This window comes from Pseudomonas sp. EL_65y_Pfl2_R95, from assembly GCF_963971045.1.
Lineage (GTDB): Bacteria > Pseudomonadota > Gammaproteobacteria > Pseudomonadales > Pseudomonadaceae > Aquipseudomonas.
This window is the reverse complement of sequence record NZ_CAXAOV010000001.1, coordinates 1207453-1231011: the sequence shown is the minus strand read 5'-3', so window position 1 is coordinate 1231011 and position 23559 is coordinate 1207453. Positions and strand designations below refer to the sequence as shown.

Genomic DNA, 23559 nt, shown 5'->3' with positions numbered 1-23559 from the left:
TTCCAGCAGTTGCGGGATGCTTGTGCGGTTGTCCGAGAGCAACTGAGTCCGATTTTTCAGTGCTCATCAGCGCAATTCACAGCGCGGCCTGCTTTTTAAAGGAAGGATGACGCCATGCGAATAGATCGTTTAACCAGTAAATTACAACTCGCGCTGTCCGATGCCCAATCATTGGCCGTGGGCCTTGACCATGCCTCAATCGAGCCGCTGCACTTGATGCAAGCGTTGCTTGAGCAGCAGGGCGGTTCGATCAAGCCGTTGCTGATGCAGGTTGGCTTTGACGTAAATAGTCTGCGTCAAGCTCTGAGCAAAGAGCTTGATCACCTTGGTAAAATTCAAAATCCTACGGGCGACGTAAATATGTCGCAGGACCTGGCGCGCCTGCTCAATCAGGCTGACCGCCTGTCGCAGCAGAAGGGTGACCAGTTTATCTCCAGCGAGCTGGTGCTGCTGGCTGCGCTGGATGACACCACCAAGCTCGGCAAGTTATTGCTCGGCCAGGGCGTGAGTAAAAAAGCCTTGGAAAACGCGGTGAATAACCTGCGCGGCGGTGATGCGGTGAATGACCCTAATATTGAAGAGTCCCGCCAGGCGTTGGATAAATATACGGTCGACCTGACCAAGCGCGCCGAAGAAGGCAAGCTTGACCCGGTTATTGGTCGTGACGATGAAATCCGCAGGACCATTCAAGTCCTGCAGCGCCGGACGAAGAACAATCCGGTGCTGATTGGTGAGCCAGGGGTGGGTAAAACTGCCATCGCCGAAGGTCTGGCCCAACGCATCATCAACGGTGAAGTGCCGGATGGCCTGAAAGACAAACGCCTGCTATCGCTGGATATGGGCGCCTTGATTGCCGGTGCCAAATTCCGCGGTGAGTTTGAGGAGCGCCTGAAAGCCGTGCTCAACGAGCTTTCCAAGCAGGAAGGCCGGGTGATTCTGTTTATTGACGAATTGCACACCATGGTCGGTGCCGGTAAAGCCGAGGGTTCGATGGATGCGGGCAACATGCTTAAGCCATCGCTGGCCCGTGGCGAGCTGCATTGCGTCGGTGCGACCACGCTTGATGAATATCGCCAGTACATTGAAAAAGATGCTGCGCTTGAGCGTCGCTTCCAAAAAGTGCTGGTCGATGAGCCGAGCGAAGAAGACACCATCGCAATTTTGCGTGGCTTGAAAGAGCGCTATGAGGTGCACCACCGCGTAGCGATTACCGATAGCGCCATTATTGCGGCGGCTAAACTGAGCCATCGCTACATCACTGATCGGCAGTTGCCGGACAAGGCCATTGACCTGATCGACGAAGCGGCCAGCCGCATTCGTATGGAAATTGACTCCAAGCCCGAAGTGCTTGATCGCCTCGAGCGGCGTTTGATTCAGCTTAAGGTTGAACGCGAAGCGCTGAAGAAAGAGGACGATGAAGCCACGCTCAAGCGTTTGGAAAAGCTGAAGGACGACATCGCGCGTCTGGAGCGTGAATATGCTGACCTGGAAGAAATCTGGAAGTCAGAAAAGGCAGAGGTTCAGGGTTCTGCGCAGATTCAGCAGAAAATTGAACAGGCTCGCCAAGAGCTCGATGCGGCCCGGCGCAAGAGTGATCTTGAAGCCATGGCCAAACTGCAATACAGCGTCATCCCGGATCTTGAGCGCAGCCTGCAAATGGTTGATCAGCACGGCAAGACCGAGAACCAGTTATTGCGCAGCAAGGTGACTGAGGAAGAAATCGCCGAAGTAGTGTCGAAGTGGACTGGCATACCGGTGTCGAAAATGCTCGAAGGTGAGCGCGACAAGCTGCTCAAAATGGAAGATCTACTGCATCAGCGGGTGATCGGCCAGAATGAGGCGGTGGTTGCGGTTTCCAACGCCGTGCGGCGTTCGCGGGCAGGTTTGTCTGACCCGAATCGGCCTAGTGGCTCGTTCTTGTTCCTCGGTCCGACCGGCGTGGGTAAGACCGAGCTGTGTAAAGCCTTGGCGGAGTTCTTGTTCGATACCGAAGAGGCCATGGTACGCATCGATATGTCCGAGTTTATGGAGAAGCACTCTGTTGCTCGTTTGATTGGTGCACCGCCAGGCTATGTCGGTTACGAAGAGGGCGGCTACCTAACTGAAGCCGTGCGTCGCAAGCCCTACTCGGTGATTCTGCTCGATGAAGTTGAGAAGGCGCATCCGGACGTGTTCAACGTGCTGTTGCAGGTGCTTGAAGATGGTCGGCTGACCGATAGCCATGGCCGTACCGTGGACTTCAAAAACACGGTGGTGGTGATGACCTCCAACCTGGGCTCGGCGCAGATTCAAGAGCTAGTCGGTGATCGTGAAGCGCAACACGCGGCGGTAATGGATGCCGTTACGTCGCACTTCCGCCCCGAGTTCATCAACCGTATCGATGAAGTGGTGGTGTTTGAACCCTTGGCGCGTGAGCAAATTGCTGGCATCGCCAAGATTCAACTGAGCCGCTTGCATGAGCGTCTGGCTGAGCGTGAGCTGAGCCTTGAGTTGAGTGATGAGGCGCTGGATAAGCTCATCGCCGTGGGTTACGACCCAGTCTACGGTGCGCGGCCGCTTAAGCGTGCAGTGCAGCGCTGGATTGAAAACCCTCTGGCGCAGCTGATTTTGTCTGGCAAGTTTGCCCCGGGCACTAAAGTGACCGGTACTGTTGTCGACGATCAGATCAGCTTCAGCTAATACGGCGAGTGGATCGCGTCACCTGAAAGCCCTGCATTTGCAGGGCTTTTTTTTGGGTTTTTGTGACGCCTTTTTTGCCACCATCGACGCCCGGACGGGTAACGCCTCGTAGGGTGGTGACGCTTTTTTCATCCACCATTATGGTCTCGAATATTCGCGGTGTTTGGCGCCGATCACGGTGGACAAGCTTCGCGTTGTCACACCCGAAAACATACCCTACAAGTGCTTGAGCAGGGTTTCGAGCAGCGCCGCCTGATCGTCGGCGATATCAATGATATGAAAGCCGGCCCAACAATGCTGGCCATCGGCGCCGGGGCGGCTCCATAGGCAGTCAGCGCCGAGCTGGACTTCGCCAATGCCCTCAATCAATTGCTCGCTGACGATCCGGCATTCAATTACGGCATCGGCCAACAGCGGTGTGTCACTGAATAACATGAAGCCCTCGCTGGACAGGTCGACGACCCGGCCAAGGCGTTGTCCTGAATGTAAGTCGAAGACTTCCAGCTGCAGTTCGGTGTTTAGCCGATTGTGCTGACGACGATCCTCCATGTGGGCTCCTTAGGTTGGTTCGGCTGCGCGCCCGGTAAAGCGCTGCAGCACACGGTAAATTGAATTCAAAGCGCGATCGACCAGGGGCGCGCTGCGCTCTATTGGGGCTATCCGGGCGAGACCTTGCTCCATTTCTTTGGCAAGAGTCGCTAGAGGCTTGATCGCGGCGCGCTGTCCACTGTGATCAACAAACATATAATTACGGGTTGTCGGGCTAAACCACGAAAGCTTGAGGCGCTGCGTCTGCCCGTCGGTGACAAATTCAAACCAGGTGTCGAAATCGACTTGGCTAAGCTCTTTGGCCAGTGCCTGCGCCCGTGGCGAGAGCCCGGAGGGGGGCAAGATGTGATTGGCAAGTTCAGCGTCTTCGCCGAGCATCGCGCCCAGCTGACTTTCTGGTAGCTGTGGGCTGAGCTTGGCCGCGACTTGAAGTTGATTGGCTTGCACGGCGTGCTGGCAGGTTACCAAGTCTTGAAGCAGGCGGCGGATGCCGTCTTCGTGGTAGCCACCGAGCAGCTGCAGTCCCTTGCTCAGGTCTTCAAGCATGGTCACACGAATGTTTTGCAAGCGGCTTGCACCGGCTTCATCCAGCAGTGTGCCGCTCCACGCCAATTGCTCGGCAATCTCACAGGAGCGCAACCATTCCTTGCTCGAGTCGCCATTGCGCAGGAGAACGAAGACCAGAACGTCGGCCCAGGTCAGCTCAAGAAAGTTGCGGATAATTGCCGGCGGCTGGCGGTCGTTGAGCGCTGAGCTTATAACTGCAACGGCTTGCTGGCGAGCTCCGAGCAGTTTGTCGCGACCTTTGGCTGCCTCTACCGCACGGCGCTCACGCAAATCGACTTTATGCTTGAGGGTGGCGGCAAATTCATTGAATTCTTCGAGAAGGTTGTCGAAGAGCAGTAGGTCACCGGTGAAACCATGGATGACACGCTCGACGACCCAGTGCATTTTGGCCAAGAGGCCGCGTTCATCGCCTTCAGTGCCATACAGCACCCCAGCCTGCGCCATGCTGTTTAGCAGTTTTCGGGCTGGATGACGGTGTTGGGTAAACAGCGCTTTATCTTGCAGCGCCACTTTAAGGTAGGGCGTGTGTAGGTGTGAAAGCGCTGTTTTGCAATTGTCCGGCAGGTTGTCGTCATCCAGGATGAAGTCAAACAGCATGCCGACCAAGTCAATGATGTCGGCTTCCTGGTCTGCGACTTTTTGCTGCCCCGGTATCTCACTGTGCCCTTCAAGCTGGCTTTGCAAATCTGCCTTCAGGCCATCAACTTGCTGAGGCTGATGCAGGCGTTGGGCAAAATCATCAGCGGATTGGCGCTGCATGCGATTCAGTGCGTCGATCAGTTCGTTGGCGCTGTAGGTCCGCGTGGCATTGGCGGGTGCAAAGCTGCTGATACTGCGGGTGCTGCCTTGCAGTGGCGTGCTTGGGCTGCGTCTGCGATGTTCATTGAGCAGCGAAGCCAGGCTGCTAAGCAGTGCTGTTGGGTCGCTTGGCGCTGGCGTATCTGCGCCGGGCGGTGGGGCGTAACCCTGTTCGGCGCCCGACATGCTCCAGCCAGTACCGCTAGGCGTAATGGCTTGCTCTGAATAATGCGCCTCTGAAGCGTGTTTGTGGGTGGCGACGGTGTCTGCGCTGCGGCCGTCGACAGTTTTACGCGCCGGGTTGCTGTTGCGCGGCGTTGTGTACTTTAGGTTGGGCAGGATGTCGGCATCGATCAGGCGCTTGTTCAGCCCCTCGTAGACGCTGTCGAGGCTGTTCATTACATGCTGATCAAATAAGGTATAGAGAATGACCTTGATCCGCAGCGGAAAAGGGCAGGGTTGCAAGGCTTCGGTAAAGGCCAGGGCAATCATCTGCGGGCCAAACGGATTATTATCTTCCAGCAGCTTTACGCCGTTGTTGAGCAGCGCCAAGCGTTGCTCCAGGCCAAATAGTGGCTGAGCACAGCGTGCCTTTACCCGGTTAACCATATTGGTAACCTGCAGGCTTTCTTCATATTCTTCGTTTTGCAGAAGGCTCAGCGCATCGGCCTTCATATCGCTGATCGCTTCAGCAGGCTTGAGCTTGCCTTCGAGAAAGTCGGAAAAGTTCTGCGCTATTTTTTGATGGTACAGGCGCTCGATCTGCGGGCGCTGCTTGCGTATTTCACGCATGTTGTCAAAAAACAGGGTTTGCACCTGATTGTTTTCAGCTTTTTCAGCGCATTCAAACAATGCATCGTCCACTTGGCCAAACACACCGGTGAGGTGCTCGGCCAGCCGGTTCATCACTAATTGTCTGCAGCTCTGCACCAGTTCGCCGAAGCGCGGTTGAATGCCGCGGCTGGCGAGCGTGTGTCCTGAAATGGGGCGAACCTTCGGTGGGCCTGGATTGCTCATGTACTTTCCTAGTAAAAGTGCTTCCAGCCATTGCATCCAGCGTCGGCTTTATTAGTAGAAGATATAGCAGTCACTGGGCGTCGTGCAAAGCATTGTCATAAAAGCAAAAAAGGGGGTTGACAGTCCGGCCGTAAACCGTAAAATGGCGCGCCTCAGATACGGGAAAGGACTTAAGTCTAGACGCTTATTTGAGGCTTGAAGGTATGTAGTTCCGCGATAGCTCAGTCGGTAGAGCAAATGACTGTTAATCATTGGGTCCCAGGTTCGAGTCCTGGTCGCGGAGCCAAACTTTCAATATCGGGGTATAGCGCAGTCCGGTAGCGCGCCTGCTTTGGGAGCAGGATGTCGGGAGTTCGAATCCCCCTACCCCGACCATTTTTGGGTCGTTAGCTCAGTTGGTAGAGCAGTTGGCTTTTAACCAATTGGTCGTAGGTTCGAATCCCACACGACCCACCATTTTCGCTCTTGCTGTTGATAAGAGTTGAATCTTAGGAGCAGAGTCATTCGCTCTGTTCCATTGAAAAAGGCGCCTATAAGGCGCTTTTTTTATGCCTGAATTTTGCTGCGACCCCGGGCGCGGCGAATTTCAGCGAGTTTGTCCTGCGCATCTGACGGGACGTCAGCGACTTGATCGCCCGCTGTGCCCATTAAGTTTTTTGCCGGGTTTCCGTGGGTGTGCCGAACTCAGTATTTTTCCGCCTCGGGCTTATTTACCGACTCTTTACTCAGCCTTGACCCCGTTTTGACCGGGCTTTCGCCATCCTAAAGCTCAGACAGACCAATAAGGTGAAGGCGATGAGTAAGCGATTGAAGTGGGTCGAAATTGGCGTGCTGGTTATGTTGGGGCTTTCACCCTTGGTGCAGGCGTCACCCAAGCACGAGCAGCCACACCGCGATAAGCACTCAGTGGTTAAGGTGGTAAAGGTTGAAAGGCGAGCGCCCGGGCTTTCGCATCTGCCCGCCGCGCATCAGCGCGTGCGCTATAACCATGCCGACTACTATGTGGCGAACGGTCGCTGGTACCGGCCAACCGCAGGCCGTTATGCCTTGGTTGCGCCGCCTTATGGTGTAACGGTCAGGCAACTGCCTCGCGGCGCGCGTCAGGTTTGGGTGCGCGGGGTGAAGTATCACCAGGTTGCCGACAGCTATTACCAGTGGCACGGCAGGCAGGGCTATTACCAGGTTGTTCGTTTGCCACGGGGTTGATTATGGCTGCACGGTTGCCGGCTGGTTGGGCAACACTTCTGGCGGGTCGGCGTGTACCAGTACTTCGGCTCGCGGGTACTTCTTGCGGATTGCATCTTCGACTTGTTCACACAGTGCATGGGCGGCAGATAACGTCAGGTCGCCGGGCAACTCAGCATGCAATTGCACAAACCAGCGGGTGCCGGAAACCCTTGTGCGCAGGTCATGGGCACCCAGTACGCCTGGTACCGCGCAGGCGAGGGCGTGCATCTGTTCGCTAACCTCAGGTGAGAGTTCTTTGTCCATCAGCACGGCAGCAGCTTCGCGGGCAATGCTGATTGCACTCCAGAGAATGTAGAAGGCAATGCCGATGGCAAAAATCGCATCGACATGCAGCCAGCCAAAACTGGCCAGAAACAATGCCAGCAAAATGCTGCTGTTGAGCATCAAGTCTGAGCGGTAGTGCAATGAGTCGGCGTGAATGGCGGTTGATCCGGTGACGCGCACCACATGCCGTTGAAACAGCAGCAGTGCGACTGTAACCGCCAGAGAAACCAGCATTACCGCGATACCCAAGCCTTCGCTGGTCAAGGGTTGTGGGTTGATAAAGCGTTCAACGCCTTGCACGCCGACCAGCACGGCACTGGCACCGATAAACAGCGCCTGACCCAGCCCTGCCAGCGCCTCGGCCTTGCCATGGCCATAGCGGTGATCATCATCGGCCGGGCGCAGCGCGTAATGCACCGCAATCAGGTTCAGCAACGAAGCTGCGCCATCGAGCAGTGAGTCCGTCAGGCCAGCGAGCAGGCTGACCGACCCGCTTAGCCACCAGGCAAGTGCTTTGGCCAACGCCAGCGTCAACGCCACTACCAACGCCGCAGAAGAAGCTTGGCGCATCAGTCGAGCGTGCTGCGGCAGTATGCTCATAGTTACCTGTCAGGGCGATGGGTGGCTTTGCGTCTTCGGTGTCATGCCGCCGGACGCAAGCCATAGGCGGCCAACTGTTGGAGATCGCCGCGGTGTTCAATCACTCGTGGGTCATCCAAAGGCAGATTATTGCCGGTTTTCTGCATGATCAACGCTTTCAGTTTAGCGCGATCAACCTGACCTTGGCTGTCGACCAGATTTTTTAAATCCTGGGGATCAACCTGGGCGGTTCTGCCGCCCGGCAAGTAGATAGCGCCGGTCGCAAAATCCACACCGAGGGCAATTAACCCCGGCAGTACATAAAATAGAATTCCGATGGCGTCCAGCGCGACAATTACCGGGTCGACATGGCCTTCAATCTGACCGCGACGATCAGGGTAGAACAGCGTGCCGCAAGCACTCAATTGGGTCAGTAAGCTGGCGCTGAGTACGCCGCCAAGAATGCGGGTTGAAAGGCGCATTTGAAGTTCTCCTGATTGAAGGGGGCGCAACTATAGCAAGGCGTTGACGGCAAAGCTCCGGGTTTAATTGGGCCTTTATTAATGACTGTGCAAGGCGCGATCAGTTCGCCGGTATAATCGCTGTTCGCACTGGAGAACCCATGAATTCGCTGCCCATTGACTCGTTATTACCTGCCCTTCGTGACGCCTTGATTGCGCGCAATGAGGTGGTGCTTGAGGCGCCGCCGGGCGCGGGTAAAACTACACGGGTGCCTTTGGCGTTACTGGATCAGCCGTGGCTCGTGGACCAGCGGATTATCATGCTTGAACCACGGCGATTGGCAGCCCGCGCTGCTGCTGAGCGCTTGGCCAGCGAGCTGGGCGAGAGGGTCGGTGAAACCGTAGGTTATCGTATTCGCCTCGACAGTAAAGTCGGCCCGAATACCCGGATTGAAGTGGTCACCGAAGGGATCCTCGCCCGTCGTTTGCAAGATGATCCCGCCCTCGAAGGCGTGGGGCTGGTGATTTTCGATGAATTCCATGAGCGCAGCCTGGATGCTGATTTAGCCCTGGCGCTGACGCTTAACGGCCGGGCGATGTTTCGCGCAGCGGACTCCGGCGAGCCGCCGTTAAAAGTGCTGTTAATGTCGGCAACCCTTGAAGGCCAGCGCTTGGCGCAGTTGCTCGATGATGCACCGGTGCTGACCAGCGAAGGGCGCATGTTCCCAGTGGATATCCGCTGGGGCCCGCCGCAGCAGCCCGGGGAGTGGCTTGAACCCCGAGTCGTGCAAACCGTTTTGCAGGCGCTGGCGGATGAGTCAGGCAGTTTGCTGGTGTTTTTGCCGGGCCAAGCCGAAATTCGCCGCGTCAATGAGCAGCTGGCTGAAGCCTTGGCCGGGCGCCCTGATGTATTGCTCTGTCCGCTGCATGGCGAGTTGGAATTGAATGCTCAGCGAGCGGCGATAGAGCCCGCACAGGCAGGCAAACGCAAGGTTGTGCTAGCCACCAATATTGCAGAAACCAGTTTGACCATCGACGGCGTGTGCGTAGTGGTTGATGCTGGTTTGGCGCGGGTGCCGAGGTTTGATCCGGGCAGCTCAATGACCCGTTTGGACACCCAGCGCATTTCTCGCGCTTCTGCCACGCAACGCGCTGGGCGAGCGGGGCGCTTGCAGCCCGGCGCATGTTATCGGCTTTGGTCGCAGTCTCAACATGAGCAGCTTTCAGCTTACAGCGCTGCAGAAATCTTGCAGGCTGATCTCGCCGGTTTGGCCTTGCAGCTGGCGCGCTGGGGTGTCACTCCAGATGAGCTCGCTTGGCTCGATCCGCCGCCAACTGCTGCCTTCAGTCAGGCCCAGGATCTGCTCCGGCGTTTGGACGCGCTGGACCTGAAGGCTGGTTTGACCGCCCATGGTCAGGCAATGGCCGAGTTACCCACCCATCCTCGTATTGGCCATTTGTTGTTGCGGGGGCAAGCGCTAGGCTTGGCCGACTTGGCCTGTGATCTGGCGGCGCTGTTAGGTGAGCGCGATATTTTGCGCGGTGCCGGCGCCGACATGCACAGTCGTATCGCCCTGATGGCTGGCGAAAGTAGAACGGCCCGCGGTAGCCAAGGTGCAGTCCAGCGCGCGAAACAACTATCCCGCCAGTTTATGGGGTATCTCAAACGTAACGCACCGAGCGCAGCGGTGGCCGATCCAGAGCATCCGCAGTGGCTGGGCGCGCTATTGGCCTGTGCCTATCCGGACCGAATCGCGCAGCAGCGCCGCGCGGGTGGCGCTGAATATCGACTGGCCAATGGTCGCGCCGCCTTGTTCAGCGAGGCCGATGCCTTGATGAAGCACGAATGGATAGTGGTGGCCGACTTGGGCAGCCGCCAGGGTCAACGAGAAGAGCGCATCTATTTGGCTGCTGATCTTGATCCAGCATTATTTGATGGCGCGTTGGCCGAAATGGTCAGCACCTTGGACGTGCTCGACTGGGATGAGCGTGAAGGCGTACTGCGTGCCGAGCGTCAGCGCAAAGTTGGCGAACTGGTGTTGTCTCGTCAGGCCTTGCCGGGACTGGATGAACTAGCGCGGATCAACGCCCTTGTCGGGTTGGTTCGGCGCAAAGGCTTGGAGCTACTGCCGTGGAAACCCGAACACCGGCAATGGCAGGCACGGGTCATGATGCTGCGTGATCTCGACCTGCAAGAGCAGAGCACTAGCGACTGGCCGGATGTATCAGACAAAGCGCTGCTGGCCAATCTCGAACACTGGTTGGCGCCGTATCTGGGCAAGGTAAACCGCCTCAGCCATTTCGCTACGCTTGATTTGCACAGCATGCTGCAAAGCCAGTTGGCTTGGCCGTTACCACAACGCCTTGATGAGCTGGCGCCAAAGAGTCTCGCGGTGCCGTCCGGCTCGCGCATCGGTCTTGATTACTCAGAATCTCCGCCGGTATTGGCGGTGCGCCTGCAAGAGTTGTTTGGCTTGGAGCAAACCCCGCGAATCGCGGGCGGGCGCCAAGGCATCAAATTGCATCTGTTGTCGCCGGCGCGCCGCCCGGTTCAGGTCACCCAAGACCTCGCAAGCTTTTGGGCAAACACTTACCTGGAGGTAAAAAAAGACCTCAAGGGCCGCTACCCAAAACATTATTGGCCGGATGATCCCCTGATCGCAGAACCTACCGCTCGCGCCAAACCGCGTAAGTAATCTGCTTTGGGTTAAATCTCATAGTTGAGCGGGGCCTCTCAGGTCGCTTGTCGTTGCGTGAGCTGCTTGTAGTTGCATGAAGAGATCGTAGGTTTTCGCCAACACACATCCGTCGATATTCCCGCATAAATTTCCGCAGATAACATTGAGTGGATGACCATTTTGCTTCGCTGGGAGTCATACGATGATTATCTCGAAAACATTCCTTGATCCGGTACTGCCGGAAAATCTGCCTGATTCGATCATTCAAGCGGCGGATCAATTGCCGCGTCAGGCAGCGTTTCTTGCTGGTCGACTCGCCGATGAAACATCTAAGCAACTGGCGGGCTTGTTGCGGATCACCAATACCTACTATTCGAATTTGATAGAAGGGCATCGAACTGAGATTGCTGACCTTCAAGCTGCTCGCATGGCTCCGAAATGGGAAAGCAAGGCGCTCAAAGAACTCGCCGTGCAACACATGACGCAGCAGGAGGTGATGGAACGACTGCTGCGCATGCGGCCCGCAGATAGTTTCTCCGCTATGTTCGAGCCTGACTTGATATCGACCGCTATTAATTGAGTTTGTTGAAGTGGCTCAGGTTTATATGCAAGGAGCCTCTTCAGGCGCAACCTGCTGGTTTTCGGCTGGGCAGCAGTTGCGTGTTCGTTCAATCCATCGTCAGCACAATCTTGCCGATATGGTCGCCGTCTTCCATGCGTTGGTGGGCCTTTGCCGCGTCGGTGAATGGGTACACCTTGTCGATGATCGGGGTGACGCGGCCGGCGGCAAGTGCGGGCCAAACCAGTTGGCGTAGCTGCTGGGCGATTAAGGCTTTTTCAGGGCCAGAACGCGGGCGCAGGAGTGAGCCGGTGACCACTGCGCGCTTGCCGAGAATCGCCATCAGATTCGCGTCTTTGGCCTTGCCGCCGCCGAGGAAGCCAATCATCACCAGGCGGCCGTCCATCGCCAGCGAGCTGACATTATCGTTGAAGTAAGAGCCGCCCATGATGTCGAGGATGACATCGACGCCCTGATCGTCTGTCTTTTGTTTAATCACCTGAGCAAAGTCTTGCTCGCGGTAGTTGATCGGCTCTGCGCCGAGCTTGCGAATCGCCTCGCACTTTTCTTCGCTGCCTGCGGTGGCAAAGGCTTCGATGCCGAACTCGCGGCAGAGCATCAGTGCGGTGGTGCCGATACCGCTGGTGCCGCCATGAATCAGTGCCCGTTGGCCTTTTGCCGCCGCGCCGAGGGTAAATACATTGGCCCATACCGTGAAGAAGGTTTCCGGAATCGCAGCGGCCTGCGTCCAGTCCAGGCCATCAGGGATAGGCAGGGTTTGCCCGGCTGGCGCTACGCAGTACTGCGCATAGCCTCCGCCATTGGTCAGTGCGCAGACCTTGTCGCCGAGCTTAAAGTCAGTGACCTCTGCACCCAGGGCAACAACTTCACCCGCCACTTCCAGACCCGGGTAGGGGCTCATGCCCGGTTTCATCGGGTAATTGCCAGAGCGCTGAAGTACGTCGGGGCGATTAACTCCGGCGGCGTGTACCTTGATCAGTACCTCGCCCGCCTCAGGTGTAGGCACAGCCGTTTGCAAGGGCTGCAAAACCTCAGGCCCGCCGGGCTCAGTGATCTCAATCAGGGTCATTTCAGATGGAAGAGTCATGATGAAGTGCCTCCGCAGCAAAGTTGAGTCGTATCGTGTGTGCGACTGATAAAAGCCATGACGGGTTCCAAAATCAATGCAAGGGCAATTGCCCCGGAAGCGATGAGGAACATCAATGCATGGTGTCCGCCACTGGCATTGAAGATGGCCGAGTAAGCAAAGCCCGCGAGGGCCTGAAAGGTGGCGAATGAAACGGTGGCGCGACTCCAGGTGACTTGCTGTTGCTGGTGGTCGCCAACCAACTCATGGATACGTGCCAAGGCCAGCGGCACAATGCCCGGCGGGAATGAGCCGAGAATCACTGCCAACACGGCCAGTGCGGCAAACGAGTTGGACACCGATAACAGGATCAGGGTGATTGCCTGCACTGCCAATACCCAGCGAATACTCAAACTCGCACCGAGTTTATCGGCGAGAAAACCATAGCTCACCGGGCCAACAATTGCGCCAATGCCGTATATGACCCAGATCAACGCGCCAACGTGAGCTCCGGCGCTCAAGCCTCTCGCTACGTAGTCGACCAGGAACACCATCGCTGGGACCAAGCCGGCCGCCATCAGGGCGTATTGGGCAAAGAGCAGGTAGACACGCCGGTCGATGGGTTTATTCACCACGGCATGCTGTTCTGTTGTCGCTTCAGTCTGTTTGCTTGCTGGCCAAGCAGACCAGCTGGCAGCCGTGAGCACTAAAGCCAGTGCGCCCAAGCCGAACCAAGTGTTCTGCAACCCAAGGCTTAATAGGGGCGGCACCAGGGTGCCCGAGCAAGCGATGCCAATACCGGCGCCCAGAAAAATCGCGCCACTGGCCAGCCCTCTGCGGGCAGCAGGTACCTGAGGCAGGATAGTCGCGGCGACCACTACCATAATCGCACCGCCAGCAATCCCTGAGAGGAGTCGCCAGCCAAAGAACCAGGCGATCGACAGCGGCAATCCACAGGCAAAGAATGACAGGGCCACCGTCAGCATCATCAAGCGCAAGCTGTGGTTATTGCCCAATAGCTTGGCCAGTGGCCGGCCGGCCAAGGCGCCAATCAGGTAGCCCACCAGATTGGCAGCACTGAGGTAGATCACATCATCGGCGCTGAACCAGTGTGCTTCTATTAGCGGTGGAATCAGTGGCGTATAGGCAAAACGCGCTAAACCGATGCCAACCAAGCTGGCACAGAGGCCCGCAAATATGGGCAACCAAATCCCACTGCGCTGATTGGCGATGCCAGGCGAGGTGCTAAGCATTTGAAATATCCTGAAAGGTTTTCTTGGTGCCAAGCATACCGAGTATTTGTGATGCAATAATGCTGCAATTTCACTCGGCTATAATGCATATTTGCATCAGTTGCTGGCTCATTTTCAGTGGGCCAGGCTGTGTTCAATCTGCTGCTTATAACTGGAGTGGCACTGGGTGAAGTGGCTATGAATTGGGATGATGCACGGGTGTTTCTGGCGGTATGCCGTGAATCGACTTTGCGGGGTGCGGCCCGGGTGCTGGGGGTTGATCAGGCGACTGTCGGTCGTCGGCTTAACACGCTTGAAAACGCGCTGGGTGCGACGCTGTTCTTGCGCACCTCAGAAGGTTATGTGCTGACCACGGTCGGTGAGGGTGCCTTGCCGGCGGTCGAAAGCATGGAGCGTGCTGCCCTGAAACTGGAGCGCCAAGCGCTTGGACTTGATGACCGGCTGATTGGCAATGTTAAGGTCAGTACCACCGATTCCTTGGCGATCGATTTCTTGATCCCGGCGATTGCTCGTGTCCATGAGCGCCATCCGGGTGTGCAGATTCAGCTGGACGCTTCGTCACAATTGATCAGCCTGTCCAAACGTGAAGCCGATATTGCGGTGCGCAACACGCGCCCAGACAACCCAGATCTGATTGCCAGGCGCATTGCGCGTTGGCCCGTCGGGCTGTTTGCGTCTGAGGCCTACGTTGAACGCAATGGCGTGCCCGAGCGGGGTAGTGCGTTTGAAGGCCACGATTTGGTGGTGTATGGGCCTTATTTGCTGAGCAATAAAGAGCTGACGCTGGTGGCTGAACCGCTGACGCGTGGGCGGATTGTTTGCAATGTCAGCTCCAGTTACCTGATGCGCCGTTCAATCGCCGCAGGTATCGGGTTAGGCGAGCTGCCGGTGAGATCAGGCGGGGCTGATGGTTTGGTCAGGCTGTGGCCTGAAGTGACGCGGCCACAGCCTTATGATGTATGGCTGGTGACGCACGCAGACTTGCGCCACACCGCCAGAGTTCGGGCGGTGATTGATGAGATTGTTGCGGTGTTTGCGGCTGAAAATTTTTGACCTTTGCCTGTGCCAATTCAATCTGGGCTATGCGCTACTATTGAGGGGTTGGCCGGTAAACGTAATTTGTGACCCGCTCACCTATCTAAAGATCGTCGACAAAACTTACACTTTGATGCTGCAGAGTATGGATTAACGCGTCTTAGTGGCGCGAACACCACAACCATTAAGGGCGTTCAATGCACCGCAAGGTATTCGCCAGCAAAGTGTTTGATCGAAAAGTCGTGCTGATTACCGGTGGCTGTGCAGGTATTGGCCGTGCGTTGGCCATGCGTGCTGCGCAGGGTGGCGCGCGACTGGTGATTCTTGATCTGCAGCAAGCGTCGCTCGATAGCCTGGTGCAGCACCTTGAAGATCATCACAATGTTGAAGCCCTGGGCATCTGTTGTGATGTTGCCGATGCGCAAGCGGTCGAGCATGCCGTGGCGCTGGCGGTTGAACGCTTTGGCGGTATCGATGTGCTGGTCAATAATGCCGGTATTACCCATCGCAGCAATTTTGCCGACACCGAATTGGGGGTGTTTCAGCGGGTCATGGCAGTGAATTATTTTGGCGCGGTGCATTGCACCAAGGCGGCGTTGCCCAGCCTGATTGCCCGTGGCGGGCAGGTCATCGTGCTCAGCTCTTTGTCGGGTTTCGCGCCACTGCTTTATCGCAGCGCCTATAACGCCAGCAAACATGCGCTGCATGGTTTATTCGAGACCTTGCGCTCAGAACTGAAGGGCTCTGGAGTCAATGTAATGCTGGTTTGCCCCGGCTTTACGGCAACCGATCTGCGTAAAAATGCCTTGGTCGGTGATGGTTCTGTTGCGCCGCAGCCGCCATTGGCGATTGGCAAGGTTGCGTCTGCACAGGATGTTGCCGAGGCAATCTATCAAGGCGCGTTAAAACGTAAGCGGCTACTGGTCCTGTCCAACGTTAACTGGCGTGCACGCCTGCTCGCGCGTTTTTTTCCGCGCCTGTTCGAACGGGTCCTGTTGCCACGTCTTTCAGGGTTAAGACCGCAACGTTCGGGGGGGCAACAGTGAGAGTGGCCGGGCTGCTGCTCGGTATGCTGTTAAGTGCTCAAGTGGCTGGCGAGTCGTTGTCGCTCAGAGTAATGACTGATGTCTGGCCGCCGTTTCGGATGTTGACCAACAACGGCACGCTATATGGTTTGGATATTGATTTACTGCATGAAATTGCACAGCGTAGCGGTTATAAGGTCGTGGTTGAGCGGGCACCTTGGGCGCGGGGCCTGGCAGCGTTGCAGTCGGGGCGTGCGGACATGATGACCGGGTTAGCGAAAACTGCTGAACGCGAGCAATACATCAGCTATTTAGAGCCCGCTTATTATGCCTGCGCACCGCGAATTTACGTGGCGCCGCAGACGGCACCATCACTCACCCATTACCAGCAGCTTGCCGGAAAGCGGATTGGTTACGTACTCGACTCTGCGTACTTCGAGCCGTTCGACAGTGACAAAAAACTCGACAAAATCGCGGTCAATAATGAGTCGCAGCTTCTGGGGATGTTAGTCCGTGGGCGTATACAGGCTTTTGTCGGCACTGATTGTCAGGTCGATCATGTATTGCGCGACCCGAGCATGGCCAAGCGCATTGCCAAGGCGGCTTACAAGCCCGACTCGCAGACCAAGTTGTATCTGGGGTTCAGTCGTGTGGGCGATCATGCTGAAGCAATGCAACGGATCGGTGAAGTGCTGAAACAGTTGCGCGAGGAAGGTTGGATAGCGCGCCGCGCCGAACACTACGGCCTGGAACAACCGAGCCTTCGCGAGTACCGCGCGCCTTAGCTTAGCCTTCTGTGGGCTGCGGTTTATGCAGCATAAACACGCGAAACAGCACAACGCTGGCAAATAGCTGCAAGAAGTTGTCGGCGCTATTGAGCAGTATCTCGATAAGTCCGCCGACGTTATCGCCTTGAGTAGATTGCAGCCAACCACTGAGCAGCCACAGCGGCACCATTACAATCAGTACGCAGGCTGCGATCTGCCAGAAGTAGCCGCGTGTCATCTCGAAGCTCTCATGCAGTGCTTTGATCGGGCTAAGGCCGCGCAGCACCAGCAAGTACTCAGCAAACGCCAGTTTGATCATGAACCACAGGCCGGGAAGGATGAACAGAGAGGCGCCAAGGGCAATCACCAAGGTGCTGATTGCTGTTAGCAGGGCAAACGTTGGCCACATGCGCAGGCTGGCGGCGAGCAGGTTTCGCGCCTGCGGCGATTCGTTACGGCTGCGCGCATCGAGAAACAAAATCAACGCGCCGGTGTATAGCGGGTAAAACAGCAGGCCGAGCATGATGCCGTACACCATCTCGTTTTCAGGCCCGGCGATAGTGCTGATCCACTGATGGATAAAGGCCTCAAGCAGAATCAGCGGCAGGCACAGTTTGGCGATGCTCAGCAGGTTAGTGCTAAAGAAAAACCAGGAGTCGCGCAGGATCGCAGGGATATTCATCGTTGCCTTGGTCACGTGGTAAAGGTCGTCACTTTAGCCGATCTGAGTTATTCAGCCCAAGCGCGATGTGCAGGTTAATCTAACGCATGCTGTAACCCTGTATGACCCGACTCAAGGCTGGGCCGCGAAACGTTTAACCAGCTCGCTGCAGCCAATCACCTCGGCATATTCATCGCGCAGATTAGCCATGGCCATGTTGTGCACATCGTCGGCACGGCGTGACTGACCGGCAAAGTCGGTTTTATCAAAGGTGTAGCAGGCATCATGGATCACCAGGGTCTTGAAACCCAGGTTGCTGGCGCTGCGGGCCGTGGCTTCAACCGAGTTTTCACTGGCCACCCCGACGATCACCAGTTGCTCAATGCCCCGTACATGCAGCCAACGCTCAAGGGCCGAATGGCAAAAAGCGTCGGTGACATTCTTTTCCAGCACGTATTCCCCTGCTTGGGGCTCAAATGCGGGTTGGAACAACGCACCGCTCTGACCCGGTGCAAATACCGATTCGGCTTGCCGGGAAATATGGCGAATATGCACCAATGGCCAGCCCATAGCGCGCCAATGTTGATGCAATGCGGCGATTTTCTGTTCGGCACCGGGGTTATTACGCGGCGCGCTGACCCGCGCAATGCCTTGCTGCATATCGATGGTCAGCAGTGCGGTGGGCGGGTTTATTTGGTTTGCGGTGGGCATGGTTCACCTATCTCTGGTGGCGGCTTCAGGCTGTGGTTTGTGCCAACGATTGGTCGGCTGGCGGTTGGTTTTATCGGGTTGCCGGCCTTTTTTCTGCGTCATTACGACGGTGCTGGCATACTGGCCACCGACTTTATCGTGCATGTTGTTGCTCGTCTGCCGCCAACCGAGGAAATCCGGTGAAAAAAATCGCCCTATTCGCCGATGTACAAAACCTCTACTACACCGTGCGCCAAGGCTATGGTTGTCACTTCAATTATTCAGCGTTGTGGGCTGAGGTCAGCAAGCGCGGCGAGATTGTCGAAGCCTACGCCTATGCGATTGATCGCGGCGATCCGAAACAACAGCAGTTTCAGCAGATATTGCGCAACCTGGGCTTTACCGTAAAGCTCAAACCCTATATTCAGCGCAGCGATGGTTCGGCCAAGGGTGACTGGGATGTGGGCATTACCATCGATATCATGGACGCCGCGCCACGGGTTGATGAAGTCGTGCTGGCCTCGGGTGATGGCGACTTTGCCATCTTGCTCGATAAAATTCGCGCCAGCCATGGTGTCGAGGCGATCGCCTATGGCGTGCCAGAGCTCACCGCCCAGGCCCTGATGCGCGCCGCCAGCATTTATGTGCCGATTGAAGGCGCTTTGCTGCTCAAGTAGCCGCGCCCTTTTTTAGTCGCTCAATCGAGCGATTGTCATAGCCAAGCCTCAGGATTTTTTACGTGGAACAGATTGCTGTCATCGACTTTGAAACCACCGGCATGTCGCCGGCGCAACAAGCCCGCGCCACTGAGATTGGCGTTGCAATCGTGCAGGATGGGCAGATCGTTGCGCGTTATCAAAGCCTGATGAACAGTGGGGCCTGGGTGCCGCCTTTTATTCAGCAGCTCACTGGCATCAGCAACGCCATGCTGCGTGATGCACCGCCTGCAGCGCAGGTGATGAACGAAGTTGCCGACTTTGTCGGTGACATTCCCCTGATGGCGCACAACGCCGCATTCGACCAGAAATTCTGGGACGCCGAGTTAGCCCTTGTTCGGCGTAAGCGGGTGCAACCTTTTGCCTGCTCCTTGCTGTTGTCGCGGCGCCTGTTGCCCCAGGCGCCAAGCCACAAACTGGGTAATCTCAATCGCTGGGCGCAGCTTCCCTCTACTGGCCAAGCGCACCGTGCCTTGGCTGATGCGGAAATGGCGGCGAACCTCACCTGTTTTATGACGGCCTTGCTGCGTGAGCGCCATGGTATTGCCGCAGTTTCCCATGAGCTGTTTTGCACGTTGCAGAAAATCCCTGCAGCAAAAATGGCTTTCGCCTTGGAACGTCTGCGTCAGGCTTGAATCTGAGCCTTAAGCGGCTGCTCGTGGCGCCCCTGTTACATTGCTGCGCCTGCTAAACTAGGCCGCATTACTTTTCGCGTCACTTCACCAGGTTATTCACCATGACTTTTGCCTCGCTCAATTTGATTGAGCCGCTGTTGCGCACCCTCGACGGCCTTGATTACCAAACCCCGACGCCGGTGCAGGCGCAAGCCATACCGCCGATACTGCAAGGGCGTGACTTGATGGCCGCCGCGCAAACCGGTACTGGCAAGACTGCAGGCTTTGCCTTGCCGCTGTTGCAGCGCTTGATGATGGAGGGCCCCAGTGTTGCCAGCAATTGCATACGGGCGCTGGTGCTGGTGCCGACGCGTGAACTGGCCGAGCAGGTGCAGCAGAGCTTTCAGACCTATGGCCAGCACCTGCCGCTGCGCAGCTACGCGGTGTATGGCGGCGTCAGTATCAACCCGCAGATGATGAAGCTGCGCAAAGGCCTCGACGTGCTGGTGGCAACGCCGGGGCGTTTGCTGGATTTGTACCGGCAGAACGCGGTCAAGTTCAATCAGGTGCAGGTGCTGGTGCTTGACGAAGCCGACCGTATGCTTGACTTGGGCTTTGCCCGCGAGCTCGATGATCTGTTCAGTGCCTTGCCGAAAAAGCGCCAAACCCTGCTGTTCTCTGCAACCTTTTCCGATGCAATCCGCGCCATGGCCGGCGAGATGTTGCGCGATCCGCTAAGTATCGAGGTCAGCCCGCGCAATGCCGCGGCCAAGTCGGTCAAGCAGTGGCTGGTGACTGTGGATAAAAAGCGCAAGGCCGAGTTGTTTTTGCACCTGTATAAAAGCAAGGGCTGGCAGCAGGTGTTGGTGTTCGTCAAGACCCGTAAGGGGGTTGATGAACTTGAAGCCGAATTGCAACGCCATGGCATCAGCGCTGATGCAATTCATGGCGATAAGCCGCAGCCCACTCGCTTGCGCGCCTTGCAGCGTTTCAAGCAAGGTGAAATCAAGGTGCTGGTGGCCACCGATGTGGCGGCGCGCGGTTTGGATATCGATGACATGCCCTTGGTGGTCAACTTTGACCTGCCGATTGTTGCCGAAGACTATGTCCACCGGATCGGGCGTACCGGTCGGGCCGGGGCAACTGGGCAGGCAGTGTCCTTGGTGTGCGCCGATGAAGTGCAGCTTCTGGCGGCTATCGAAAGCATGACCCAACAACTCTTGCAGCGGGTAGATGAACCGGACTTTATTCCCGACCACCGCGTGCCGCAGACTATTGCCGGCGGCGCGGTGATCAAAAAGCCGAAGAAAGCCAAAAAACCAAAAGTGGTCGGCGGCAATAAGGGCGGCAGCCTGGGCCGTTGGCTTGAAAGTGATGAGCCAGCGGAACCCCCGATCAAAGCAATCCGCAAGGTGCCAAGCTTTGGTGGTAAACCGGTTAAGCGCGGTAAGTAAGCCCATTGTTGCGGTTCTTTGCGTGGTTTTGTAGGGTGGATGACGCCTTTTTCATCCACCATTGCGGTCTTGGATATTCGGCCTGTATGCGCGAGCTACGGTGGACAAGCTTCGCGTTGACACACCCTACAAAGGCCGCCGTTGGCGGTCATCGTGTGCGCTGGCTGATGCTCCCGTAGGTGGGTCGCGTTTTATTCGCTGTTTTTGACTGATCAGGAGCTTCACAATGAGCCAGAACAAAGCCAAATTCTCGACTCAGGTGATCCACGCCGGCGACCAGTCGAGCTATGCCGATAACGCTATTTTTCCGGCGATCGTCACCGCCAGTTCGTTTGTGCAGCGCGGCCTCGATGAGTCCAGCGAGTACGCCTACAGCCGCGTCAGCAACCCAACGCGGCATGCCTTCGAGACCTGCATCGCCCAGCTTGAAGGTGGCAGTGGCGCAGTGGCCTGCGCCTCCGGCATGGCGGCAACATCCACGGTATTCGAGTTGCTGGAAAAAGATGCGCACGTCATTGTTATGGCGGGCGTCTACGGCGGTACTTTCCGCTTGCTTAATGACTACCGCAGCCGCAGTTCTGGCTTCACCGTCAGCTATGTCGACCTCAACGACCTTGAAGCGCTGGCGGCCAGCCGTACGGAAAACACTCAGCTGATCTGGATTGAAACGCCCACCAACCCGATTCTGCAGTTGGTCGATATCGCTCCCGTGGCAGCGTTCGCCCGTGAGCACGGGATTCTGACCTGCGTCGACAACACCTTTTGCTCGCCCTGGAATCAGCGCCCGATTGAATTTGGCATTGATCTGGTGATGCACTCGACCAGCAAATACATCGGTGGCCATTCCGACCTGATTGGCGGCGCGGTGGTGGCGGCGAATGAGGATCTGTTCAAGCGTTTGCGTCATATCAGCATGGCCGTTGGTGCGGTGCAGGGCCCGTTCGATTGCTACTTGGCCTTGCGCGGGTTAAAGACGCTGGATGTGCGCATGGATAGGCAAACCAGCAATGCGCTGCGGGTGGCCGAGTTTCTTAGCGGTCATCCGCAGGTTGAGGCGGTGTTTTATCCGGGGCTGCCCAGCCATCCACAATACGCCCTTGGCCAACGGCAGATGCGCAGCGGTGGCGCGGTGGTGTCGTTGCGCTTGAAGGCAGATCGCTCAGGCACCGCACGCTTTATCGAGCAGTTGTCGATCTTCGTTTTGGCTGACTCGCTGGGTGGGGTTGAAAGCATGATCAATCATTCCTACAGCATGTCGCATTGCTCGCTCAGTCATGAACAGAAAGCGGCGTTTGGTATCAGCGAAAACCTGTTGCGGCTGTCGATCGGTATCGAGCATGCCGATGACTTGATCGCCGATTTGCAACGGGGTTTTGCTGCCGTTTTAGCCACCAAGGAAGGCGTTTAAATGACCGATTACGGAATCTGGTCGATCATGCCGCCGCTGCTGACGATTTTTTTAGCCGTCTTTACCCGCCAAGTCATCCTGTCGTTAGTCGCCGGCGTCATTGCCGGTTTTCTGGTGCTTTCGGACTTTAATCTTGGCACTGCACTGGCCAGTTCTGCGCAAGGCCTGGTGGATGTATTTAAGTCAGACGGTGCAGTTAAAACCTTGCTCTTTGGTTTGATGGTCGGCGCCATTATCCATTTGGCGCGCATCACCGGCGGCATGGCCAGTCTGGTCAAGTTGCTGACGGATCGCGAGCGGGTGGTCAAGGGGCCAATCAGCACGCAACTGCTGGGTATGGCCATCGCTACCCTGATCTTTATCGAAAGTAATCTGTCGTTGTTGACAGCGGGTACCGTGACCAGCGGGCTGGCCAGCAAGTACCGGGTTTCACGCGAGCAAATGGCCTATGTGATTCAAGGCGCCGGGCTTAGCGTGTGGTCGTCGATTCTGTTCAACGGCTGGGGCGCGGCGATGATGGGTGTTATCGCCTTGCAGGTGGGTAAGGGCTTTGTCAGTGGCGAGCCATTCACTATTCTTGCCCATTCGATGCTCTACAACGCCTACGCCTGGGCTTCGATTGGCTTTGTCCTACTGAGCATTTTCACCCGGTTTTCCTTCCCCGGTATGCGCCGGGCCAACGAGCGTGCCGCGCAAGGCATCGAATTACGCGAAGGTGCGATCCCGCTGATGGCTGAGTTTGATGAAGACTCGGTGCGTGAGCCAAGTACTCACAGCGTCTGGAACCTGCTGCTGCCGCTGCTTGCGATGATTATCAGCGTGCCCATTGGTTTATATATCACCGGTGATGGTCAATTGAGCAAGGGCTCTGGCTCGACGGCGGTGCTTTGGGGTGTGCTCTGCGGGCAGTTGGTGGGAGCAGTGCAGTATCTGTTGATCAAGCGGATTCTCACGGTCGATGAGTATTTTCGCGAGCTGTTGGCGGGCTATCAATCCATGGTGCCTTTGACTGTGGTCATGACCCTGGCGTTTCTGATCGGCAACATCAGTGGTGATCTCAACGTCGGTGGCTATCTGGCGCAACACATTAATGACTATGTGCCGGCCGGGCTGTCTGCAGCCTTCGTGTTTGTGGTGGCGTGCGGCATTTCGCTGTCGACCGGCACGTCCTGGGGCACCTTCGCGATTATGATTCCGATCGGTATTCAGATCGCCGCGGCAACCGGTGTTGATCCTTATCCACTGATAGGTGCGGCGATTTCCGGCTCCATTTTTGGTGACTCTATTTCGCCGATCAGCGACACCGGCATCGTCACCTCAATGGCCACCCGCAACGACCATATTGACCACATCAACACCCAATTGCCCTACGGGTTAGCCGCCGGTGCAGTGGCATTGTTGTTCTTTATTGGTGTTGGGCTTTTATAGAGGTTGGGGATAAAGGGTGCGC

The 23559-nt window shown here is 56.7% G+C and carries 22 protein-coding genes and 3 tRNA genes; 16 read left to right on the top strand and 9 right to left on the bottom strand.

Annotation, left to right across the window (positions count from 1 at the left end):
- The first annotated feature begins 114 nt into the window (after nucleotides 1-114).
- Complete coding sequence (clpB, locus tag AACY09_RS05865; protein ID WP_339486600.1) at nucleotides 115-2679, top strand: ATP-dependent chaperone ClpB; 2565 nt, start codon at nucleotides 115-117, stop codon at nucleotides 2677-2679.
- Here clpB and AACY09_RS05860 read toward each other — a convergent pair.
- From AACY09_RS05860 to AACY09_RS05850, 3 genes are all read right to left on the bottom strand, one after another.
- Nucleotides 2672-2818 carry a hypothetical protein gene (locus AACY09_RS05860; RefSeq protein WP_339486599.1) on the bottom strand — a complete coding sequence of 49 codons (147 nt, stop codon included), beginning with the start codon at nucleotides 2816-2818 and terminating at the stop codon, nucleotides 2672-2674. The two genes, clpB and AACY09_RS05860, sit on opposite strands and share 8 nt — an antisense overlap.
- Nucleotides 2819-2895: 77 nt before the next feature.
- A complete protein-coding gene (locus AACY09_RS05855; RefSeq protein WP_339486598.1) occupies nucleotides 2896-3228 on the bottom strand; it encodes a PilZ domain-containing protein in 333 nt (110 codons plus the stop codon).
- Between the two features lie 9 nt (nucleotides 3229-3237).
- Complete coding sequence (locus tag AACY09_RS05850; RefSeq protein WP_339486597.1) at nucleotides 3238-5610, bottom strand: DUF1631 domain-containing protein; 2373 nt, start codon at nucleotides 5608-5610, stop codon at nucleotides 3238-3240.
- A gap of 210 nt (nucleotides 5611-5820) precedes the next feature.
- On the opposite strand from AACY09_RS05850, the gene AACY09_RS05845 reads away from it, so the two are divergent.
- The 4 genes from AACY09_RS05845 to AACY09_RS05830 all read left to right on the top strand — a co-directional run bounded on the left by AACY09_RS05845 (nucleotide 5821) and on the right by AACY09_RS05830 (nucleotide 6816).
- Nucleotides 5821-5896: transfer RNA gene (locus AACY09_RS05845), tRNA-Asn, on the top strand.
- 12 nt (nucleotides 5897-5908) lie between these two features.
- A tRNA-Pro gene (locus AACY09_RS05840) sits at nucleotides 5909-5985 on the top strand.
- Between the two features lie 5 nt (nucleotides 5986-5990).
- Nucleotides 5991-6066 (top strand) — tRNA-Lys (locus AACY09_RS05835).
- A gap of 339 nt (nucleotides 6067-6405) precedes the next feature.
- On the top strand, nucleotides 6406-6816 hold the full coding sequence (locus AACY09_RS05830) for a DUF6515 family protein (RefSeq protein ID WP_339486596.1): 411 nt from the start codon (nucleotides 6406-6408) through the stop codon (nucleotides 6814-6816).
- Here the strand turns inward: AACY09_RS05830 and AACY09_RS05825 are convergent, their stop codons facing one another.
- Together AACY09_RS05825 and AACY09_RS05820 are read right to left on the bottom strand one after the other, a co-directional pair.
- A complete protein-coding gene (locus AACY09_RS05825) occupies nucleotides 6817-7722 on the bottom strand; it encodes a cation diffusion facilitator family transporter (protein WP_339486595.1) in 906 nt (301 codons plus the stop codon). It abuts the gene before it with no gap.
- A 41-nt stretch (nucleotides 7723-7763) separates the two neighbouring features.
- Nucleotides 7764-8183 (bottom strand): polyribonucleotide nucleotidyltransferase, encoded by a 420-nt coding sequence (locus AACY09_RS05820; RefSeq protein WP_339486594.1) that lies wholly within the window; start codon nucleotides 8181-8183, stop codon nucleotides 7764-7766.
- Nucleotides 8184-8323: 140 nt separating this feature from the next.
- Here AACY09_RS05820 and hrpB point away from each other — a divergent pair, with 140 nt between their 5' ends.
- Nucleotides 8324-10858, top strand: a complete 2535-nt coding sequence (hrpB, locus tag AACY09_RS05815; RefSeq protein ID WP_339486593.1) for an ATP-dependent helicase HrpB — start codon at nucleotides 8324-8326, stop codon at nucleotides 10856-10858.
- 184 nt (nucleotides 10859-11042) lie between these two features.
- Nucleotides 11043-11420 carry a hypothetical protein gene (locus tag AACY09_RS05810; RefSeq protein WP_339486592.1) on the top strand — a complete coding sequence of 126 codons (378 nt, stop codon included), beginning with the start codon at nucleotides 11043-11045 and terminating at the stop codon, nucleotides 11418-11420.
- An 88-nt stretch (nucleotides 11421-11508) separates the two neighbouring features.
- Here AACY09_RS05810 and AACY09_RS05805 read toward each other — a convergent pair whose 3' ends face one another.
- Both AACY09_RS05805 and AACY09_RS05800 read right to left on the bottom strand, forming a co-directional pair.
- A complete protein-coding gene (locus AACY09_RS05805; RefSeq protein ID WP_339486591.1) occupies nucleotides 11509-12507 on the bottom strand; it encodes an NAD(P)H-quinone oxidoreductase in 999 nt (332 codons plus the stop codon).
- Complete coding sequence (locus tag AACY09_RS05800) at nucleotides 12504-13739, bottom strand: YbfB/YjiJ family MFS transporter (protein ID WP_339486590.1); 1236 nt, start codon at nucleotides 13737-13739, stop codon at nucleotides 12504-12506. The genes AACY09_RS05805 and AACY09_RS05800 overlap by 4 nt, the downstream gene beginning before the upstream one ends.
- Nucleotides 13740-13916: 177 nt before the next feature.
- Between AACY09_RS05800 and AACY09_RS05795 the strand changes: the two genes are divergently transcribed.
- The 3 genes from AACY09_RS05795 (at nucleotide 13917) to AACY09_RS05785 (ending at nucleotide 16584) form a co-directional block, all read left to right on the top strand.
- A complete protein-coding gene (locus AACY09_RS05795; protein ID WP_339486589.1) occupies nucleotides 13917-14792 on the top strand; it encodes a LysR family transcriptional regulator in 876 nt (291 codons plus the stop codon).
- A 179-nt stretch (nucleotides 14793-14971) separates the two neighbouring features.
- Nucleotides 14972-15820: an SDR family oxidoreductase gene (locus AACY09_RS05790; RefSeq protein WP_339486588.1), complete on the top strand. Its 849-nt coding sequence runs from the start codon at nucleotides 14972-14974 to the stop codon at nucleotides 15818-15820.
- Nucleotides 15817-16584 (top strand): substrate-binding periplasmic protein, encoded by a 768-nt coding sequence (locus AACY09_RS05785; RefSeq protein WP_339486587.1) that lies wholly within the window; start codon nucleotides 15817-15819, stop codon nucleotides 16582-16584. Before AACY09_RS05790 ends, AACY09_RS05785 begins: the two co-directional genes overlap by 4 nt.
- Nucleotide 16585: 1 nt before the next feature.
- Here AACY09_RS05785 and AACY09_RS05780 read toward each other — a convergent pair whose 3' ends face one another.
- Together AACY09_RS05780 and AACY09_RS05775 are read right to left on the bottom strand one after the other, a co-directional pair.
- On the bottom strand, nucleotides 16586-17248 hold the full coding sequence (locus tag AACY09_RS05780; RefSeq protein WP_339487087.1) for a YciC family protein: 663 nt from the start codon (nucleotides 17246-17248) through the stop codon (nucleotides 16586-16588).
- 111 nt (nucleotides 17249-17359) lie between these two features.
- Complete coding sequence (locus AACY09_RS05775) at nucleotides 17360-17938, bottom strand: cysteine hydrolase family protein (RefSeq protein ID WP_339486586.1); 579 nt, start codon at nucleotides 17936-17938, stop codon at nucleotides 17360-17362.
- A gap of 39 nt (nucleotides 17939-17977) precedes the next feature.
- Here AACY09_RS05775 and AACY09_RS05770 point away from each other — a divergent pair, with 39 nt between their 5' ends.
- From AACY09_RS05770 to AACY09_RS05745, 6 genes are all read left to right on the top strand, one after another.
- Nucleotides 17978-18121, top strand: a complete 144-nt coding sequence (locus tag AACY09_RS05770; protein WP_339486585.1) for a hypothetical protein — start codon at nucleotides 17978-17980, stop codon at nucleotides 18119-18121.
- Nucleotides 18118-18594, top strand: coding sequence for an NYN domain-containing protein (locus AACY09_RS05765; RefSeq protein ID WP_339486584.1), 477 nt, complete (start codon nucleotides 18118-18120; stop codon nucleotides 18592-18594). The genes AACY09_RS05770 and AACY09_RS05765 overlap by 4 nt, the downstream gene beginning before the upstream one ends.
- Nucleotides 18595-18656: 62 nt before the next feature.
- A complete protein-coding gene (locus tag AACY09_RS05760; protein WP_339486583.1) occupies nucleotides 18657-19268 on the top strand; it encodes a 3'-5' exonuclease in 612 nt (203 codons plus the stop codon).
- Between the two features lie 101 nt (nucleotides 19269-19369).
- Complete coding sequence (locus AACY09_RS05755) at nucleotides 19370-20701, top strand: DEAD/DEAH box helicase (protein WP_339486582.1); 1332 nt, start codon at nucleotides 19370-19372, stop codon at nucleotides 20699-20701.
- A gap of 226 nt (nucleotides 20702-20927) precedes the next feature.
- Entirely contained in the window at nucleotides 20928-22109 is a 1182-nt protein-coding gene (locus AACY09_RS05750; protein WP_339486581.1) for a trans-sulfuration enzyme family protein, read from the top strand.
- Nucleotides 22110-23537 carry a Na+/H+ antiporter NhaC family protein gene (locus tag AACY09_RS05745; RefSeq protein ID WP_339486580.1) on the top strand — a complete coding sequence of 476 codons (1428 nt, stop codon included), beginning with the start codon at nucleotides 22110-22112 and terminating at the stop codon, nucleotides 23535-23537. It abuts the gene before it with no gap.
- Nucleotides 23538-23559 lie beyond the last annotated feature (22 nt).